We start from the raw sequence: 16903 nt of genomic DNA, 5'->3' as shown, positions 1-16903 counted from the left end.
TACGAGCGTGATCAGGAAAGGTAGGGGACGTACTCGTCCAGCGCCCGCAGTACCTCCCTCTCCCCGGCCGCGGGCAGTTGCAGCACCACCTCCTCGATGCCGAGGCCGGCGTAGTGGGCGAGCTTGCCCGGGCTCGGGTGCACGGCGTACGGGACGACCTGGAGTGCGGAGGGGTCCCGGCCCGCGTCCGCCCAGGCCGTGCGCAGCAGGGGCAGCGACTCCGTCAGGCCGCGGCCGCCGATCGGGAGCCAGCCGTCGGCGTACGCGCAGATGTCCGCGAACAGCTTCGGTCCGGCCGCCCCGCCGACGAGGGTGCGCGGGCCGAGGACCGGGCCGCGCGGCTTCTGCACGGGCTTGGGGTGGGCGAGGCTCGGACGCACGCTGTCGAACTCTCCGTCGTGGCCCGTCGGTTCGGGTGCCCACAGGGCCCGCATCAGCGCCATCCGGTCCCGGACGAGGGCCCGCCGGGTGCGCCAGTGCACCCCGTGGTCGGCGGCCTCCTCGACGTTCCAGCCGAAGCCGACGCCGAGCGTGACGCGGCCGTCGGAGAGGTGGTCGAGGGTCGCGATCTGCTTGGCCAGGTCGATCGGGTCGTGCTGGGCGACGAGGGTGATGCCGGTGCCCAGGCCCAGCCGAGCGGTGACGGCGGCGGCCTGGGCGAGGGCCACGAAGGGGTCGAGGGTCCGGCCGTACTCGCGCGGCAGGTCGCCGCCGGCCGGGTAGGGGGTGGTGCGTTCGACGGGGATGTGGGTGTGCTCGGGCAGGTAGAGCCCGGCGAAGCCGCGCTGCTCCAGCTCGCGGGCGAGGCGGGTGGGCGTGATGGTCTCGTCGGTGAGGAAGACCGTGACGGAGATGCGCATGACGGCATCTGTACCGTGCCGGACGACGGTAGTCCATACCGTCCGGTCGGTCACGACCCGTACGCCGATCGGGCGCCGGGTCCGCCGTTCCCCGATTCCCTTGCGGTCTACCGGAGTTCACGCCCGGGCGGCACAGTGGCGGCCATGTGTGACGACAGAGCAGACGGAAACGCCTTCGGCCGACGCGCCCTGTTCGTGACGGGAGCGGCCGCCGCGCTTACGTTGGGAAGCGTGACCTTCGCTTCAGCGGCCGACACAGGCGCGGGCGGCCAGGTGACGCGGACCGTGCGCGGCACACTGCCCCCGGGCGCCCCCGACTTCGTGTACGTCCCGGTCGAAGTGCCGCCCGGGGTACGGGAGATCAGGGTCTCCTACACCTACGACAAGCCCGCCGTACCGGCCGGCACGGCGGGCAACGCGCTCGACATCGGAGTCTTCGACGAGCGCGGCACCGACCTCGGCGGCAAGGGCTTCCGCGGCTGGTCGGGCGGCGCCCGCACGGAGTTCTTCGTACGGGCCGACGACGCCACCCCCGGCTATCTGCCGGGCCCGGTGCGCGCCGGCACCTGGCACATCGCGCTCGGCCCCTACACGGTGGCCCCGCAGGGCCTGACGTACGAGCTGACCATCACGCTCACTTATGGAGAGCCCGGCCGGACACCACGGCCCGTCCACCCGCCGGAGCGAGCCAAGGGGCGGGGCCGGGCCTGGTACCGGGGCGACTGCCACCTGCACTCCTGGCATTCCGACGGCCGCCGCACCCCCGCCGAGATCGGCGCCCTCGCCCGGGCCGCCGGCCTCGACTTCATCAACACCTCCGACCACAACACGAACTCCTCCCACCCGCACTGGGCGGACGTCGCCGGCGACGACCTGCTGGTGATGCTCGGCGAGGAGGTCACCACCCGCAACGGTCACGTCGTGGCCCTCGGCACCGACCCGGGCACCTTCGTGGACTGGCGCTACCGGGCCCGCGACAACCGGTTCGGGAAGTTCGCGCGCCGGGTCCGCGAGGCCGGCGGTCTCGTCGTCCCCGCGCATCCGCACGCCACGTGCGTCGGCTGCAACTGGAAGTTCGGCTTCGGCGACGCCGACGCGATCGAGGTGTGGAACGGGGCGTACACCCCGGACGACGAGGTGGCCCTCGCCGACTGGGACAGCATGCTCGTCGCCTCCGTGCGCGAGGGACGCGAGTGGATCCCGGCGATGGGCAACAGCGACGCCCACCGCGACCCGGACCCCGTGGGCATGCCGCAGACCGTCGTCCTCGCCGACGACCTGACCCGCGAGGCGATCCAGGCGGGCATCCGCGCCGGCCGCTCCTACGTCGCCGAGTCCGCGCGGGTCGCGCTGTCCTTCGGGGCGAGCGGCGGACGCGGGAGGCACGCCGGGATCGGGGAACGGCTCGAGGTGGACCGGGACACCCCGGTGACCGTGCGCCTGGAGGTCTCGGGCGCCCCGCGCTGCACCGTCCGGTTCGTCACCGACCAGGGCGTGCTGTTCACCGGCGCCCCGCTGCCGGAGTCGGGCGCGGGCACCGTGGAGTGGCGCACCACCCCGTCGTACGCTGCCTACGTCCGCGCCGAGGTGCGGCACGAGACGGCCGCGGGTCCGCTGCCCGGCGCGCTCGCGGCGTTCACCAACCCGGTCTTCCTCGGCCACCGCTGACCTGCGACTGGAGTGTCCGTGTCCCGCCTCGCCGATCTCCGCCACCGGTACACCACGGCGTTCCAGCGCCGCCTCAACCCGGTGCTGCGCCGGCTGCCCACGCAGACGGTGCTGGAGACGACGGGGCGGGTCTCCGGGCTGCCCCGGCAGACCCCGGTGGGCGGGCGGCGCACCGGCGACTCCTTCTGGCTGGTGTCCGAGTTCGGCACGCGCTCGCAGTACGTGCGCAACATCCAGGCCGACCCGCGGGTGCGGGTGCGTCTGCGCGGCCGCTGGTACACCGGCACCGCCCACCTCCTGCCCGACGACGACCCCCTCGCCCGGCTGCGCCGCCTGCCGCGCGTCAACAGTGCCGGGGTACGGCTCCTCGGGACCGATCTGCTCACGGTCCGCGTCGACCTGGACTGACCGCGAGGCCCGTCGGGGGCCGCCGCTCGCGCGGGCGCCGTTTGTGTGGGTCCTGTGACCGCCCGCCCGGCGCCCTGTGATCGGCGTCTCCCACGGCTGACGCATCCGCCATGAACAAGGCAAACTGACGGGGTTGCTCGGGATCTCCAGGGGGGACGGCGATGGACGGTGTTCCGCGGGTGCCGGAGCAGAGGCGCCCTGACTCCGCGGTGGAGTCGGCGGCCCTGCGCTTCGACGTGCTCGGCCCGGTGCGGGCCTGGCGCGGCGAGGACCCGCTGGCGACCGGTTCCCCCCAGCAGCGCGCCCTGCTCGCCGCGCTCCTGCTGCGCGAGGGCCGCACCGCCACGGCCGCCGAACTGATCGACGCCCTGTGGGGCGAGGAGCCGCCCTCGCAGGCGCTGGCGGCGCTGCGCACCTACGCCTCCCGGCTGCGCAAGGTCCTGGACGCGGGCGTGCTGGTCAGCGAGTCCGGCGGCTACGCCATCCGCGGCCCGCGCACGCTCGACCTCGCGGTCGCCCGGGACCTGGCGGCCGAGGCGGACAAGGCCCGGGCGGCCGGGGACCTGTGCCACGCCCGTGAGGTACTGCGCCGGGCACTCGAACTGTGGGACGGGGAGGCGCTGGCGGGCGTACCGGGCCCGTACGCGGAGGCGCAGCGGGTCCGCCTGGAGGAGTGGCGGCTGCAACTGCTGGAATCCCGCCTCGACATGGACCTGGAGCAGGGCTGCCACGCCGAGGCGGTCTCGGAGCTGACCGCTCTCACGGCCGCCCACCCCCTGCGCGAGCGGCTGCGGGAACTGCTGATGCTGGCCCTCTACCGCAGCGGCCGCCAGGCGGAGGCCCTCGCCGTGTACGCCGACACCCGCCGGCTGCTCGCCGAGGAACTCGGCGTGGACCCGCGCCCCGGCCTGCGGGAACTCCAGCAGGGGATCCTGCGCGCCGACCCGGCGCTCGCGGAGCCCGCGTCGGCCCCCACCGAGCCGGTGACACCACGGCCCAGACCGGCCCAACTGCCCGCCACGGTACCGGACTTCACGGGCCGCAGCGCCTTCGTGCGGGAACTGGGCGACATCCTCGCGTCCGCCGAGGGCCGGGTCATGGCCGTGTCGGCGCTGGCCGGCATCGGCGGCGTCGGCAAGACGACCCTGGCGGTGCACGTCGCCCACCAGGCCCGCGCGGCCTTCCCCGACGGCCAGCTCTACGTCGACCTGCAGGGCGCCGGTCCGCGCGCCGCCGAACCCGAGACGGTCCTCGGCTCCTTCCTGCGCGCCCTCGGCACCGCGGACTCCGCGATCCCGGACTCCCTGGAGGAACGGGCGGCCCTGTACCGCTCGGTGCTCGACGGCCGCCGCGTCCTGGTGCTGCTGGACAACGCCCGCGACGCGGCGCAGGTGCGTCCGCTGCTGCCCGGCACGGAAGGGTGCGCGGCACTGGTGACGTCCCGGGTGCGCATGCTGGACCTGGCCGGGGCGCACCTGGTCGACCTGGACGTGATGGCGCCGGACGAGGCGCTGGCCCTGTTCACGAGGATCGTGGGCGAGGAGCGGGTGGGGTCGGAGCGGGAGGCGGCGCTGGACGTGGTCGCGGCGTGCGGCTTCCTGCCGCTCGCGATCCGTATCGCGGCGTCCCGTCTGGCGGCCCGCCGCACCTGGACGGTGTCGGTCCTGGCGGCCAAGCTCGCCGACGAACGCCGCCGCCTTGACGAGCTCCAGGCCGGGGACCTGGCGGTGAAGGCGACGTTCGAACTGGGCTACGGGCAGCTCGAACCGGCCCAGGCCCGCGCGTTCCGCCTGCTGGGCCTCGCCGACGGCCCGGACATCTCGCTCGCGGCGGCCGCGGCGGTCCTGGACCTGCCGGCCGAGGAGACGGAAGACCTCCTGGAGTCCCTGGTCGACACCTCCCTGCTGGAATCGGCGGCGCCCGGCCGCTACCGCTTCCACGACCTGGTCCGTCTCTACGCGCGTGCCTGCGCGGAGCGCGACGAGTGGCCGCCGCGGGAACGTGAGGCGGCCGTCTCCCGCCTCCTGGACTTCTACCTGTCCACGGCGGCAGGCGTGTACGCGATCGAACGGCCCGGCGACCGGCTGGTGGACCACCTGGCGGGGACCGAGTACCGGGGCCTGACGTTCGAGGACCGGCACGCGGCCCAGGACTGGCTGTACGCGGAGGCGCACACCGTGCTGGCGCTGGTGCAGCAGTGCGCCCGGGGCCCGATGCTGCGGCGCGCGGTGGATCTGCTGTGGGCGGTGAAGGACCTGGCGGAGTCCGGGGCCAACTCCCGCGGGTACGAGGTGGTCGCCACGGCCGCGCGCGATGCCGCCCGGGCGGCGGGCGACGCCCGGGCCGAAGGGCGGGCGCGGACCACGCTGACCGAGTCCCACCTGGCGGCAGGGCGGTTCGCCCAGGCCGACGAGGAGGTGAGCCGGGCGGCGGAGCTGGCCCGCACGGTGACCGACCCGGCCCTGAAGAGCTGGGTGCCGAACCACCGCGGCGTCATCGCGGTCTACCTGGGTCAGCACGCCGAAGGGGCCGGCTATCTGCAGGAGGCCATCACCAACTTCCGGTCGGACGGCAACCTGGCCGGCCAGGCCAGCGCCCTGTGCAACCTCTCCCGTTCCCACCTCGCCATGGGGCAGACCAAGAGCGCGATCGACCTCGCACGCCAGGGCGTCGAGATCTACGACCACCTCGGGCACACCCTGCGCGGCGCCAACGGCCGCTACGCGCTGGGACTGGCACTCGCCCAGGCCGGTGAACTGGCCGACGCGGCGAAGCAGCTGGGCGAGGCCCTCGAGGTCTTCCGGGACAGCCGTCAGCGCCTCTGGGAGGGCATGAGCATCTTCCGGATCGCCGAAGTACGCCTCAGCGAACACAAGCCCGCACAAGCCGCCGCCCTCGCCGAACAGTCCCTCGCCGTGCTGCGCGGCATCGGAGGGGAATGGCGGCGCGGCAACGTCCTCACCGTCCTGGGCCGGGCCCTGCACGGGGTCGGCCAGATCGACCGCGCCCAGGCCTGCTGGCGCGAGGCGCTGGCCATCTACGAGACCCTGGACTCGCCGGAGCTCGCCGAGGTGCGACGCCTCCTCAACCCGGTGGCCGCCGCCTAGGGGGTGTCCCCCCGGGTCCGCACCCGCTCGCGTTCATCGTTCGTTTATCGCCGCCCGGCACCCTGATGGTGGTCGATGCGTCGCGTCGGGGGGCAGACGGATCGCCGCCGAGGGCCCGCCGTTAAGGTGAACGGCCCTGACCTGCCCGCCCGGCGTCCTCGGGGGAGTCGCCGGGCGGGACTCGTCCCCAGCCACAGGAGTTGAACATGGCCGCAGACAAGAAGACCGACGGCACCGTCACGCCGCTCGACACCCACATCACCGACGCCGACGCGGGCACCGTCAAGCCGCTCGACACGCACATCACGGACGCGAAGGCCGACGGCGGCACGGTCGTCAAGCCGCTGGACACGCACATCACGAGCGAAGAGGCCTGACAGACCACCACGCGCGGGGGTACGGCCGCGGCGGCACGGAGGGGGAGCCGCCGCGGCCGAGGCATGCCCGGTGACGCCGGCTCCGGAGGTTCACGGAGTCGACGTCACCGGGTCCGCCAGTTCGGAGACCTGGCAGCGGCGGACCGCCGACACGTTGCCGACGACGTACTCCTTGGTGGTGACCGTTCCGTTGCCGGGGACCTCGACATGGTCCAGCTCGAAGTCGACGAGCTTTCCCCTGGCGTCCAGGAAGCTGATCCGCAGCTCGAAGGTGCCGTCCTGGGCGTTGGGGTTGCGCAACTCCACCGTCGCGTAGGGCTGTTTCCTCGTCGCGCAGCTCAACAGCCTTACCTTCGCGCCCTGCTGGGGTATCGCGGTGACCTCGGTCGCGTCGGTGGTGTCGGCGTACGTGTCGTCGCCCGACGTGTCGTCATCGTCGTCGTAGGCGTCGTGGTCCTGGTGCGAGCTGCTGCAGCCGCCACCGCCCGAACTGTGCCTGCTGCTCCTGCTCTTGCCGCTCCTGCCGGAGCCGGACTTGGACTTGCTGACCTTGCCGCCCCCACTGCTGCCGCCACTGCTGCTGTGACTGCCCGTGGAGAAGCCGGTCAGCGACAGGACCACCAGTGCCGACACGGTCAGGAACCTGAACTCGCGACCCCATCTGCTCATGGGGACACCCTAGGGGCGGCTGGTCACGGACATGTCACCGCGAGGCGACCGTCCCGCACCCCGCCCGGTGCCGGCCGTGCGAGCGGCCGGCAGGGCCGCTCCCCGACACCACGGCCGCCGTCCGGAACCCTTCCGTGCGCCCGCACGACGGCCGTCCCCAGTCAGGGGAGCCGCCTCACGCCGTCCGCGCCGTGCCCGTCCCCTTCTCCGCGTCCAGCGCGTACACGCAGCGGTCCTTGCTGCACGCGTACACCACGCCGTCCCGCACCAGGGGCGAGCCGGTGATCTCCCCGCCCGTGGCGAGCTTCCAGCGCAGCCGGCCGTCGTCGGCCTTCAGGGTGTACAGCAAGTGGTCCGTGGAGCCGAAGTGGATACGGCCCTCGGCGACCGCGGGCGCGCCCACGATGTCGCCTCCGGCCTGGAAGCGCCACTTGGGCGTACCGGTCACCGCGTCCAGCGTGTACAGCCCCTTGCCGCTGCCGACGTGCACGTGACCGGCGACGACCAGGACCGGTTCGACGGAGGCGCGGGACTCGGTCGCGATGCGCCAGCGGTCGCGGCCGTCGGTGGCGTCGAGGGCGTACACCGTGCCGAGGTAGTCCGCCAGGTACACCCCGCCGCCGGTCACCGCCGGGCCCGGTACGAAGGCCGGCGGGGACAGGAACACCGCGGGCGCCTCGAAGTGCCAGCGCACCATGCCGCTCGACACGTCCACGGCGAGCACCCGGGTGCCGGCGCTGATGTAGACGTAACCGTCGGGGGCCTGGGTGAGGCGCAGCGGGACGCCGCCGCAGGAGGCCGCGTCACCGATGGGATACGACCAGCGCTCGTCGCCGGTGCGGGCGTCGAGGGCGCGCAGCCGGGCGTCCTGCCAGACGTAGACGGTGCCCTCGTGCAGGGCGGGCCCGGCCTCGGGCGACTCGAAGTCGGTCTGGACGCCGGTGATCTCCCACAGCTTCTGCCCGCCGGACGCCTCCCAGGCCTGGACACCGCCGCCTCGGGTGCCGGTGACGACCGTGCCGCGCTCGGCCTTGAGGGAGTACACCCACGCGTCGGTCTGCAACCGCCACAGGTCGGTGCCCGTGCGGGCGTCGAGGGCGAAGAGGGTGGGCCCGTCGGAGGCGTGGACCCGGCCGTCGGCGACCGCCATGGACCAGGCGACGTCGCGGGTCTTGAAGCGGCGCCGGCCGGTGGCCACGTCGAGGGCGTGCACCTCGAAGGAGGTCACGTAGACCAGGTCGTCGGCGACGGCCGGGGTGCCCCAGACGTCGTTCGACATGCGGAAACGCCAGGGCCGCCAGCCCGTCTGCGGCTCCGGCGGCGCCGGCGGCGGATTCGGTACGGCCGGGTCGGCGCCGCCCACGCCGGGGCGCGGCCGGGACCAGGAGGCGGCGAGCGCGGCCTCGGGCGCCGGTGCCTTGACCGCGGCGGCACGCAGGTCGGCGACGCGGGGGCCGGGGCCGATCGGCACGGCGGCGCCGGCCAGCCGGACCGGACCGGTGTCGGGGGCGCCCACGGAGACCGGCGGTGCGGGGACGGCGGGAGCGTGCGGGGGCGGCGGCGGGATCGCGGGGCCCGCGCCCTGTCCGCCGGCGGAGCCGCCGCGGCCGGCGCTGCGCGGGCCGGCCGGGGCCGGCTTGGCGGGGGGGCGGCCGCCGCGGCGGGTCTCGATCAGGGCGACGGCCTTCTCCGGCAGCCACGCCGAGGCCGTACCGCTGTCGTCGGATCCGGAGCCGAACAGGTGCGGGGCGAGCTGGGCCTGGAGGTCGGCCGGGGTGGGGCGGGCCGTGGCCTCCATCTGCATGCAGGACTCGATCAGCGGGCGCAGCTCGTCGGGCAGGCCCTCCAGGTCGGGGCCCTCGCGCAGCAGCATGAAGACGGTCTCGACCGGGTTGGCGCCGTGGAAGGGCGGGTGACCGGTGGCGGCGAAGACCAGGGTGGAGCCGAGCGAGAACACATCGCTGGCGCCGGTGACGCTGCGGGAGTCCTTGGCCTGCTCGGGTGACATGTAGGCGGGGGTGCCGACGGCGACGTTCGTCATCGTCAAACGGGTGTTCGATACACCGGAGGCGATGCCGAAGTCGATCACCCGGGGGCCGTCCTCGACGACGAGCACGTTGGAGGGCTTCAGATCGCGGTGGACCAGGCCCGCGCCGTGGATGGACTGCAGCGCCTCGGCGACACCGGCTGCCAGCCAGCGCACCGCCTGGGCCGGCAGCGGCCCGCACTCGTTCACTATCTCCTCGAGGGAGGGCGCGGGCACGTACGCGGTGGCCAGCCACGGCACCGCCGCACGCGGGTCGGCGTCGACGACGGCCGCCGTGTAGAAGCCGGAGACCGCGCGGGCCGCCTCCACCTCGCGCGTGAAGCGGACCCGGAACAGCTGGTCCTCGGCCAGTTCGGTGCGCACCGTCTTGATCGCCACGCGCCGGCCGGACGCCGAGCGTGCCAGATAGACCAGCCCCATGCCGCCGGCACCCAGCCGTCCCAGCACCTCGAACGGCCCGATCCGCCGCGGATCGTGCTGCGTCAGCTGATCCACCACTTGCCTGCCACCTCCCCGTACGAGCCGCGTACCACCTGCTTGTGGACACGGCCGAAGTGCAGCGTCTCACCACCGCACCGCCGTGGCGGCACGCACCCCGATTCTTCCTGGCCCGGGCACTCGTTGCGAACCAGGCGACAGGAGGGGTGTCTCGCACTATTTCAGGGCATACGGGGCTTCCTGGACGGGGCTACGGCCGCTCCAGCAGGGCGAAGGACGCCCCCTGGTCGTCGGTGACCACCGCCACCGTGCCGTAGGACGTCGTGAACGGGTCCGCTTGGACCCGGCCGCCGAGCCGCCGCACCCGGCCGAGGGCCTCCGCGCAGTCCCGCACCCCGAAGTGGACCAGGAAGTGCGGCGGCATCTCGGCGGGGAAGACGTCGGAGACCGGGGCACGGCCGAAGCGGGGCTCGGCACCGGGCCCGAACAGGGCGTCGTGGAAGAGGTCGCCGTAGAACGCGTTGGCGGCGGCGGTGTCCCGGGCGTACAGCTCCACCCAGGCGAAGCCGCCCTCCTCCTCCGCCCGGCCGGGGCCGAAGCCGGAGTGGCCGCCCGGCTGCCACAGGCCGAAGACGGCGCCCTCGGGGTCGGCCGCCAGGGCCGCGACGCCCAGCTCGCCGACCTCCATGGGCGCGGTGACCACCTGCCCGCCGGCCTCCCGGATACGGCGGCAGAGCGCCCCGGCGTCGGGGGTGGCGAAGTGGACGGTCCACACGGTGGGCAGCCGCCCGTCGGTCTTGCGGGCCAGCGCGGCGACCGGCTCCCCGTCCAGGCGGGCCCACACCGAGTCGCCGTGGGCGGACTCGAAGGTCCACCCGAAAAGCTCACCGTAGAACCGCTTGCCCGCCTCCACGTCCGGCAGCTGGGCGTCCACCCAGCAGGGGGCGCCCTCGGGGTACGCGGATGCGCTGTTTTCGGCCATGCCGCCAAAGTAACGGGACCGCGCGCACCGCGCAGACCAGGCACACCAGCCTCCGCACCCCCGTGCACCCCATTTGCAGTCGGCCAAATCGCGCTCCGACACCCCCTCGGTAAGCTGACGGCATGACAGGACAAGTGCGTACCGTCGACGGCCGCGTGGCCGGCCGGCGAGGGCAGGCGACCCGCCAGAAGCTGCTCGACTGCCTCAGCGAGATGCTCAGCTCCTCTCCGTACCGGGACGTCAAGGTCATCGACGTGGCCCGGAAGGCGGGCACTTCGCCCGCGACGTTCTACCAGTACTTCCCGGACGTCGAAGGCGCCGTCCTGGAGCTCGCCGACCAAATGACCGCCGAGGGCGCCGTCTTGGCCGAGCTGGTGAAGGGCCGGTCCTGGGCCGGCAAGGCCGGCTGGCAGAGCGCCCAGGAACTCGTCGACGGTTTCCTCGAGTTCTGGCGCCAGAACGACGCGATCCTGCGCGTGATCGATCTCGGTGCCGCCGAGGGCGACAAGCGGTTCAACAAGATCCGCACGAAGATCCTCACCGCGGTGAACGGCTCCCTCGCGGAGTCGATCTCCGAGCTGCAGGCCAAGGGCAGGATCGACAAGGACGTGAACCCCGCGGCGATCGCCGGCGCGCTCGTCGCGATGCTCGCGGCGGTCGCCTCCCACCAGAAGGGCTTCACGGCGTGGGGTGTGAAGCAGGCCGAACTGAAGCCGAACCTGGCGCTGTTGGTCCACCTGGGCGTCACCGGCAAGAAGCCGACCCGGTAGCCCCGCCCGGCCCGTCCCCTCACCCCGCACGTCCTGTCTGCCAGGCGGTGGTCCACCCAGCTGGACCACCGCCTGCCGCGTATCCGCCTCCGCGACGCAGGGGCAGCGCCCCGAAGGGGCGCGGGGCTCCACCGAGAAGCGGCTCCGCCGCGCGGGCGCGACCAGCAGCGCCCGAAGGGGCGCGGGGCTGCACCAACAAGCGGCTCCGCCGCGCGGGCGCGACCGGCCATGACGGCGCCGCGGACGGAAGACGGGCGCACCCCGCCACCACCGGACCCGGCACCAGCACAGCGCAGCGTCACGGCAGGGGACGGTCCTTGACCACATGCTTCATCACCAGCGTGGACGTCAGGCGCTGCACGCCCGGAAGGGTGGCCAGACGGTCGTCGTAGAGGCGCTGGTAGGCCGCGAGGTCCGCGGCGACCACGCGGAGCAGGTAGTCCGGTTCGCCGAACAGCCGCTGTGCCTCCACCACCTCCGGCACCTCCTGCAGGGCCCGCTCGAAGCCGGCGACCGTCTCCCGGTCCTCCTGCCGCATCGAGACGAAGACCAGCGCCTCGAAGGTCAGCCCCACCGCCACCGGGTCCACCACCGCCCGGTACCCGCTGATCGCCCCCGACCGCTCCAGCTCGCGCAGCCGCCGGTGGCACGGGGAGACGCTCAGCCGCACGCGCGCGGCCAGCTCGGTCACGGTCAGCCGTCCGTCTTGCTGGAGCTCCGCAAGAATTTTCCGGTCCACGTCGTCCATGAGGCAGATCTTCCCCCGACGTGCGAGAGCGCGGGCAAATTTCGGGAACACCTTCGGGCGGATCGCGCCTAATGTCCCCGGTATGGACTCCGCGACCCTCCTCTCCTTCCTCGCCCTGGACTTCCTGCTGGTCTGCGTACCGGGCGCCGACTGGGCGTACGCCATCGCCGCGGGGCTCGGGGGCCGCAGGGTGACGCTGGCCGTGGCCGGTCTGGTGGCCGGGTACGCGCTGCACACGGCACTGGCCGCGGCGGGGCTCGCGGTGCTCGTCGCGGGGTCACCGGCGCTGCTGACCGCGCTGACCGTGGTGGGCGCGGCGTACCTGGTGTGGCTGGGCTGGAACGTGCTGCGGCGGCCCGTGACACCGGACGCCGGGGAGTCCGTGGACACGCAGGGCGGCCTGCGCGTCTTCGGCCGAGGCGCCGCGATCAGCGGCCTGAACCCCAAGGGTCTGCTGCTCTACCTCTCCGTCCTGCCGCAGTTCCTCACCGTCCACGGCGCCCGCCTGCCCGTCCCGGCGCAGACCGCGGTGCTGGGCGTCCTGCACATGGCGTGCTGCGCCGCCGTCTACCTGGCGGTCGGTGTGCTGGCCCGGGCCGTGCTGGGCGCCCGGCCCGCCGCCGCCCGCGCGGTCACCCGGACGTCGGGCGCGGCGATGCTGGGCATCGGCGCGTTCCTGCTGGTGGAGCGCCTGGCCACGCTGTGAGCACGGCCGCAGGCGGTGAAGGCGTAACCGGTCTTCCGGAACGGATCCCCGGGCATCGGGGCGCACCCGGCCGAGACCACCGTCCGATGATCTCGATGTCCCGGCCATACTTCCGCTCATGGCAACCCACCTGCACGAGCTGCTGAGGTCACTTCGGGTGTGGGACCCGGAGGTGACGCGGCTGCCGCCCCTCGACCCGGACACCGCCCCCGCCGAGCCGCTCGCCCTCTTCGAGGAGTGGTTCGCGGACGCGGTGGCGGCCGGGCAGCCCGAACCGCACACCATGTCGCTGGCCACCGCGGACGCGGAGGGCCGCCCGGACGTACGGATCGTGATGCTGCACGGCGCCGACGCCGACGGCTGGGCCTTCGCCTCCCACGCCGTCAGCCGCAAGGGCCGCCAGCTCGCCGTACGGCCGTATGCCGCCCTCTGCTTCTACTGGCCGGTGCTGGGGCGGCAGGTGCGGGTGCGCGGACCGGTGACCGCGGCGCCGTCGGCGCAGGCGCAGGCGGACCTGCACGCCCGCTCCACCGGCGCGCTGGCCGCGGCGCTCACCGGGCGGCAGAGCGCGCCGCTGGAGTCCGTCGAGGAGCTGCGGCGCGTCTCGCAGGCCGCGTGGGACCGGGCCCGGCGGGAGCCGGACGCCCAGGCGCCGACGTGGACGCTGTACCGGCTGCTGCCCGAGGAAGTGGAGTTCTTCCAGGGCGACGAGGCCCGGCGGCATGTGCGCGTGGTGTACCGGCGGGAGGGCGCGGGCGAGTGGGTCAAGGGGCTGCTGTGGCCGTGACGTCCCTGGCGGCGTCTTCAGCCGCCGTATCGAACTCCCAGACCGTGAAGTCGGCCACCGGGCGGTAGCCGATCCGCTGGTAGAGGGCGTTGCTGGTGGGGTTGGCCAGGTCGGTGAAGAGGAGCACCTCGCCGGCGCCGGCGGCGAGCGCTGAACGGCTGACCTCGGCGGTGACGGCGCCCGCGTAGCCGCGGCCGCGCAGGTCCGCCGGGGTGTAGACCGGGGCCACCCGGACCTGTCCGGCGATCAGACGGGTCACGCCGGCCATGGCGACGGGGGTGCCGTCCGGGGTCTCCCAGAGGGTGACGCCGCCGTAGGCGAGGCGTGCGTCGGCCCAGGCCCCGGCGTCGGCCGGTGCGGACTCGCCGACCGCCTCCCCGAACTCGGTGAACCAGCGGGCCAGCAGGGCGCGGTCGCCGGCGGCGGCGACACGGGGGCCTCCGGCCGGTGCCGGTTCGGGCACCGCCAACTCCGCCAGGCGGTACAGCCGTTGCTGCTTGTCGACCCTGGCCGCCGCGCCGGTGCGGCGCTCCCAGGCCGCGGCGAACGCCGCCGCCGTGGCCCGGTCGGCGGTGACGCCGGACGGATCGAGGCCCTCGGCGGCCAGGTGTGCGGCGAGCGCGGCGGCGTCCGCGTCGGGCTCGGGGAGCGCGGTCACGTGCAGGGGCCACGGGGGTGTGCGGACGAAGACCGCCTCGACGGCGCCGGCGCGTTCCAGGGCGCCGAAGACGGGGTCGCCGTCACCGAACGCGTGCAGGCCGCGGTGGCGCAGCGCGTCGGTCACGGAGAGCGGAAGGGTGTGAGCGGCGGGGCGGGAATGCAGGAAGGCGCCGACGCGGGCGAGGAAGACGTCGAGGTCGGTGGTGCTCCACCAGCCGCTCATGCGGGTCCCTCCTGAGGGCCGGGGGTGGCGTGCGGCTCGGGGTCGGTGGCGAGGCGCGCGTGCAGGTGGCAGTCGCGGAAGGCGTCACGGCGGCCCGCCTCCCACATCGCGCCGCGCAGCGTTCCCTCGTAACGGAAGCCGCAGCGTTCGGCGACCTTGCACGAGACGTCGTGGCCCACGGCGTGGTCGAGTTCGAGGCGGTGCAGGGCGAGATCGGTGAACACCCAGCGGGAGGCGACGGCCAGGGCACGGGTGGCGACGCCCTGGCCGCGGGCCTCGGGGAGGACCCAGTAGCCGACGGTGGCCGAGCGCATGGCGCGGTCGATCCGGCTCACGCCGATGTGGCCGAGCGGAGTCGCGCTGTCGGCGTCCTCCACGCAGAACGCCACACCGGTACCGGCGTCGGCCGCGTCGGCCTTCGCCCGGAGGGTGGCGCGGGCGTCGGCGAGCGTGGCGATGGGGCGCAGCGGCGTGTTCCAGCGCTGGAACTCCGGGTCGGAGCAGCCACGCAGGAATGTCTCGACGTCGGCGTCCGAGGCGGGGTTCCAGCGTCGGAGGCGGAGGTCGTGCGTACGGAGTGCTGGAGCGGGGGTCATCCGGTCATTGAACAGGAGGGGGTGGGGTGGGGGGTTGGGATTTTTACCAGCGCGGTGACCTGCGGCGCGGGTGCCTGCGGCGCCTGGTCGTGTTTTGACTGCGGGTTTCGTTGTGGCTGGTCGCCTTTGCCTGCGGCGCCTGGTCGTGTTTTGACTGCGGGTTTCGTTGTGGCTGGTCGCGCCGTTCCCCGCGCCCCTTTGGTGCCTGCGGCGGCCCGTTGCTGTCCGGTGGGTGGTTGCGGTCTCGCCTGCGGTGGTCTGTGAGTCGGGGCCGGGGTGGGGGGTGTCCGTCCTCGGTCCGGCCGGCCGTTTCCGACGAGGGGCGCCGTTGCCCGGTGCCGGACGCTGCGGGCGGACACCCCCCACCCCGTCCCCTTCCCGCCGTCGGCGGCTGCGGGCCGTCACGGGTGCAGGAGTGGGCCGCCGCACCGGGGGGCGGATTTTCACAGGCGTGATCAATCCGCAACCAATTCCCCTCTTGACCGAGACCCATCAAACGCGGGCGTGATTACGCTCGCGCTCATGGCCGACTCCCCCACGTTCCCGCGCCCCACGACGGACCGCCCCGTTTACGTCGTCGGCGGCGGCCCCGGCGGTCTGTCCGTGGCGTACGCGCTGCGGGCCCGGGGTGTGCGGGCGGTCGTGCTGGAGAGGGCGGACCGGGTCGGCGCGTCCTGGCGCGGTCACTACGACCGGCTGCACCTGCACACCACCCGCCGTCTGTCCGCCCTGCCGGGACTGCCGATACCCCGCAGGTTCGGACGCTGGGTGGCCCGGGACGACGTGGTGCGGTACCTGGAGAAGTACGCCGAGCACCACGAGTTGGAGATCGTCACCGGCGTCGAGGTGTCGCGCATCGACCGCACGTCCGACGGCTGGCTGCTGCACGCCACCGGCGGCCGGGAGCTGACCGGCGCCGCCGTGGTCGTCGCCACCGGCTTCAACCACACGCCGTACGTCCCCGACTGGCCCGGACGCGACACCTACGCCGGCGCGTTCCTGCACGCCTCCGGCTACCGCAACGCCGAACCGTACGCGGGCCGCGACGTCCTGGTCGTCGGCGCCGGCAACACCGGTGCGGAGATCGCCGTCGACCTGGCGGAGGGCGGCGCCGCGCGGGTACGGCTCGCGGTGCGCACCGTCCCGCACATCGTGCGCCGTTCGACGGCCGGCTGGGCCGCCCAGTACACCGGCGTCCTGGTACGCCGCCTGCCGGTGCCGCTGGTGGACGCGCTCGCCCGCCCCCTGGCCCGGCTCAGCGTGCCCGACCTGTCCGCCCACGGCCTGCCCCGCCCCGGCACCGGCCTGTACAGCAGGGTCACCGAGGGTGCCATCCCGGTCCAGGACGTCGGCCTCATTGACGCCGTACGCAGCAAGAGGGTGGAGGTCGTCGCGGCCGTCGAGGGCTTCGAGGACCGCAAGGTCCTGCTCGCCGACGGCACCCGGATCGAACCGGACGCCGTGGTCGCCGCCACCGGTTACACCCGCGCCCTGGAAGGCCTCGTCGGCCACCTGGCCGTACTGACCGAGAACGGCCGCCCCGCCACCCACGGCGCGCGCAGCCCGCACAACGCCCCGGGCCTGTACTTCACCGGCTTCACGAACCCCATCAGCGGCATGCTCCGCGAACTGGCCCTGGACGCCGAGAAGATAGCCAAGGCCATCGTCCGGTCCCACGGCACGACCGTCTCCGGTCTCCCCTCCGACCCCGGCGCGGCGCCCCGCACCTGAGCTGATGGCGACCCGCAGCCGCCGACGGCGGGAAGGGGACGGGGTGGGGGGTGTCCGCCCGCAGCGGCCGGCACCGGCGGAGGGTGCCCTCGGCGGCGCCGGCCGGCCCGCCCCGGGACCGACCCC

15 protein-coding genes are annotated in these 16903 nt (G+C 74.1%); 8 read left to right on the top strand and 7 right to left on the bottom strand.

All coding sequences use genetic code 11. The features are described from left to right. Nucleotides 1-11 precede the first annotated feature (11 nt). Nucleotides 12-860, bottom strand: a complete 849-nt coding sequence (locus AB0E88_RS12220) for a TIGR03619 family F420-dependent LLM class oxidoreductase (protein WP_361628081.1) — start codon at nucleotides 858-860, stop codon at nucleotides 12-14. Nucleotides 861-1004: 144 nt separating this feature from the next. On the opposite strand from AB0E88_RS12220, the gene AB0E88_RS12215 reads away from it, so the two are divergent. The 4 genes from AB0E88_RS12215 (at nucleotide 1005) to AB0E88_RS12200 (ending at nucleotide 6420) form a co-directional block, all read left to right on the top strand. After that, nucleotides 1005-2528: a CehA/McbA family metallohydrolase gene (locus tag AB0E88_RS12215; protein ID WP_361628078.1), complete on the top strand. Its 1524-nt coding sequence runs from the start codon at nucleotides 1005-1007 to the stop codon at nucleotides 2526-2528. Between the two features lie 18 nt (nucleotides 2529-2546). Further along, entirely contained in the window at nucleotides 2547-2936 is a 390-nt protein-coding gene (locus AB0E88_RS12210) for a nitroreductase/quinone reductase family protein (RefSeq protein ID WP_361628075.1), read from the top strand. Between the two features lie 161 nt (nucleotides 2937-3097). Further along, nucleotides 3098-6043: a BTAD domain-containing putative transcriptional regulator gene (locus AB0E88_RS12205; protein ID WP_361628072.1), complete on the top strand. Its 2946-nt coding sequence runs from the start codon at nucleotides 3098-3100 to the stop codon at nucleotides 6041-6043. A gap of 206 nt (nucleotides 6044-6249) precedes the next feature. Beyond that, on the top strand, nucleotides 6250-6420 hold the full coding sequence (locus AB0E88_RS12200) for a hypothetical protein (protein ID WP_361628069.1): 171 nt from the start codon (nucleotides 6250-6252) through the stop codon (nucleotides 6418-6420). 90 nt (nucleotides 6421-6510) lie between these two features. On the opposite strand, the gene AB0E88_RS12195 is transcribed toward AB0E88_RS12200, so the two are convergent. The 3 genes from AB0E88_RS12195 to AB0E88_RS12185 form a co-directional block, all read right to left on the bottom strand. Further along, nucleotides 6511-7089, bottom strand: a complete 579-nt coding sequence (locus AB0E88_RS12195) for a hypothetical protein (protein WP_361628066.1) — start codon at nucleotides 7087-7089, stop codon at nucleotides 6511-6513. A gap of 175 nt (nucleotides 7090-7264) precedes the next feature. Next, nucleotides 7265-9634 carry a serine/threonine-protein kinase gene (locus tag AB0E88_RS12190; RefSeq protein ID WP_361628063.1) on the bottom strand — a complete coding sequence of 790 codons (2370 nt, stop codon included), beginning with the start codon at nucleotides 9632-9634 and terminating at the stop codon, nucleotides 7265-7267. A 190-nt stretch (nucleotides 9635-9824) separates the two neighbouring features. Further along, the gene (locus AB0E88_RS12185; protein ID WP_361628060.1) at nucleotides 9825-10556 is read right to left on the bottom strand and encodes a VOC family protein; all 732 of its coding nucleotides are present in this window, start codon (nucleotides 10554-10556) and stop codon (nucleotides 9825-9827) included. Nucleotides 10557-10690: 134 nt separating this feature from the next. Between AB0E88_RS12185 and AB0E88_RS12180 the strand changes: the two genes are divergently transcribed. Continuing rightward, on the top strand, nucleotides 10691-11326 hold the full coding sequence (locus tag AB0E88_RS12180; RefSeq protein WP_361628652.1) for a TetR family transcriptional regulator: 636 nt from the start codon (nucleotides 10691-10693) through the stop codon (nucleotides 11324-11326). A 298-nt stretch (nucleotides 11327-11624) separates the two neighbouring features. Here AB0E88_RS12180 and AB0E88_RS12175 read toward each other — a convergent pair whose 3' ends face one another. After that, nucleotides 11625-12074 (bottom strand): Lrp/AsnC family transcriptional regulator, encoded by a 450-nt coding sequence (locus AB0E88_RS12175; protein WP_361628057.1) that lies wholly within the window; start codon nucleotides 12072-12074, stop codon nucleotides 11625-11627. Between the two features lie 82 nt (nucleotides 12075-12156). On the opposite strand from AB0E88_RS12175, the gene AB0E88_RS12170 reads away from it, so the two are divergent. Next, nucleotides 12157-12780, top strand: a complete 624-nt coding sequence (locus tag AB0E88_RS12170) for a LysE family translocator (protein ID WP_361628054.1) — start codon at nucleotides 12157-12159, stop codon at nucleotides 12778-12780. Nucleotides 12781-12898: 118 nt separating this feature from the next. After that, nucleotides 12899-13567, top strand: coding sequence for a pyridoxal 5'-phosphate synthase (locus AB0E88_RS12165; protein ID WP_361628051.1), 669 nt, complete (start codon nucleotides 12899-12901; stop codon nucleotides 13565-13567). On the opposite strand, the gene AB0E88_RS12160 is transcribed toward AB0E88_RS12165, so the two are convergent. Both AB0E88_RS12160 and AB0E88_RS12155 read right to left on the bottom strand, forming a co-directional pair. Then, a complete protein-coding gene (locus AB0E88_RS12160) occupies nucleotides 13545-14450 on the bottom strand; it encodes a GNAT family N-acetyltransferase (protein WP_361628048.1) in 906 nt (301 codons plus the stop codon). The two genes, AB0E88_RS12165 and AB0E88_RS12160, sit on opposite strands and share 23 nt — an antisense overlap. Then, on the bottom strand, nucleotides 14447-15046 hold the full coding sequence (locus AB0E88_RS12155) for a GNAT family N-acetyltransferase (protein ID WP_361628045.1): 600 nt from the start codon (nucleotides 15044-15046) through the stop codon (nucleotides 14447-14449). The genes AB0E88_RS12160 and AB0E88_RS12155 overlap by 4 nt, the downstream gene beginning before the upstream one ends. Before the next feature lie 522 nt (nucleotides 15047-15568). Between AB0E88_RS12155 and AB0E88_RS12150 the strand changes: the two genes are divergently transcribed. Continuing rightward, complete coding sequence (locus AB0E88_RS12150) at nucleotides 15569-16777, top strand: NAD(P)/FAD-dependent oxidoreductase (RefSeq protein ID WP_361628042.1); 1209 nt, start codon at nucleotides 15569-15571, stop codon at nucleotides 16775-16777. Nucleotides 16778-16903: the final 126 nt, after the last annotated feature.

Origin of the sequence: Streptomyces sp. NPDC028635, from assembly GCF_040637635.1 — a bacterium.
Lineage (GTDB): Bacteria > Actinomycetota > Actinomycetes > Streptomycetales > Streptomycetaceae > Streptomyces.
The sequence above is the reverse complement of the archived record's forward strand: the minus strand, read 5'-3'. Positions and strand labels throughout refer to the sequence as shown.

Coding starts and splice junctions, on each gene's coding strand:
- AB0E88_RS12195 (WP_361628066.1), bottom strand. CDS start 7,089: ATGAGCAGATGGGGTCGCGAGTTCAGGTTCCTGACCGTGTCGGCACTG.
- AB0E88_RS12160 (WP_361628048.1), bottom strand. CDS start 14,450: ATGAGCGGCTGGTGGAGCACCACCGACCTCGACGTCTTCCTCGCCCGC.
- AB0E88_RS12220 (WP_361628081.1), bottom strand. CDS start 860: ATGCGCATCTCCGTCACGGTCTTCCTCACCGACGAGACCATCACGCCC.
- AB0E88_RS12155 (WP_361628045.1), bottom strand. CDS start 15,046: ATGACCCCCGCTCCAGCACTCCGTACGCACGACCTCCGCCTCCGACGC.
- AB0E88_RS12165 (WP_361628051.1), top strand. CDS start 12,899: ATGGCAACCCACCTGCACGAGCTGCTGAGGTCACTTCGGGTGTGGGAC.
- AB0E88_RS12200 (WP_361628069.1), top strand. CDS start 6,250: ATGGCCGCAGACAAGAAGACCGACGGCACCGTCACGCCGCTCGACACC.
- AB0E88_RS12150 (WP_361628042.1), top strand. CDS start 15,569: ATGGCCGACTCCCCCACGTTCCCGCGCCCCACGACGGACCGCCCCGTT.
- AB0E88_RS12170 (WP_361628054.1), top strand. CDS start 12,157: ATGGACTCCGCGACCCTCCTCTCCTTCCTCGCCCTGGACTTCCTGCTG.
- AB0E88_RS12175 (WP_361628057.1), bottom strand. CDS start 12,074: ATGGACGACGTGGACCGGAAAATTCTTGCGGAGCTCCAGCAAGACGGA.
- AB0E88_RS12205 (WP_361628072.1), top strand. CDS start 3,098: ATGGACGGTGTTCCGCGGGTGCCGGAGCAGAGGCGCCCTGACTCCGCG.
- AB0E88_RS12215 (WP_361628078.1), top strand. CDS start 1,005: ATGTGTGACGACAGAGCAGACGGAAACGCCTTCGGCCGACGCGCCCTG.
- AB0E88_RS12185 (WP_361628060.1), bottom strand. CDS start 10,556: ATGGCCGAAAACAGCGCATCCGCGTACCCCGAGGGCGCCCCCTGCTGG.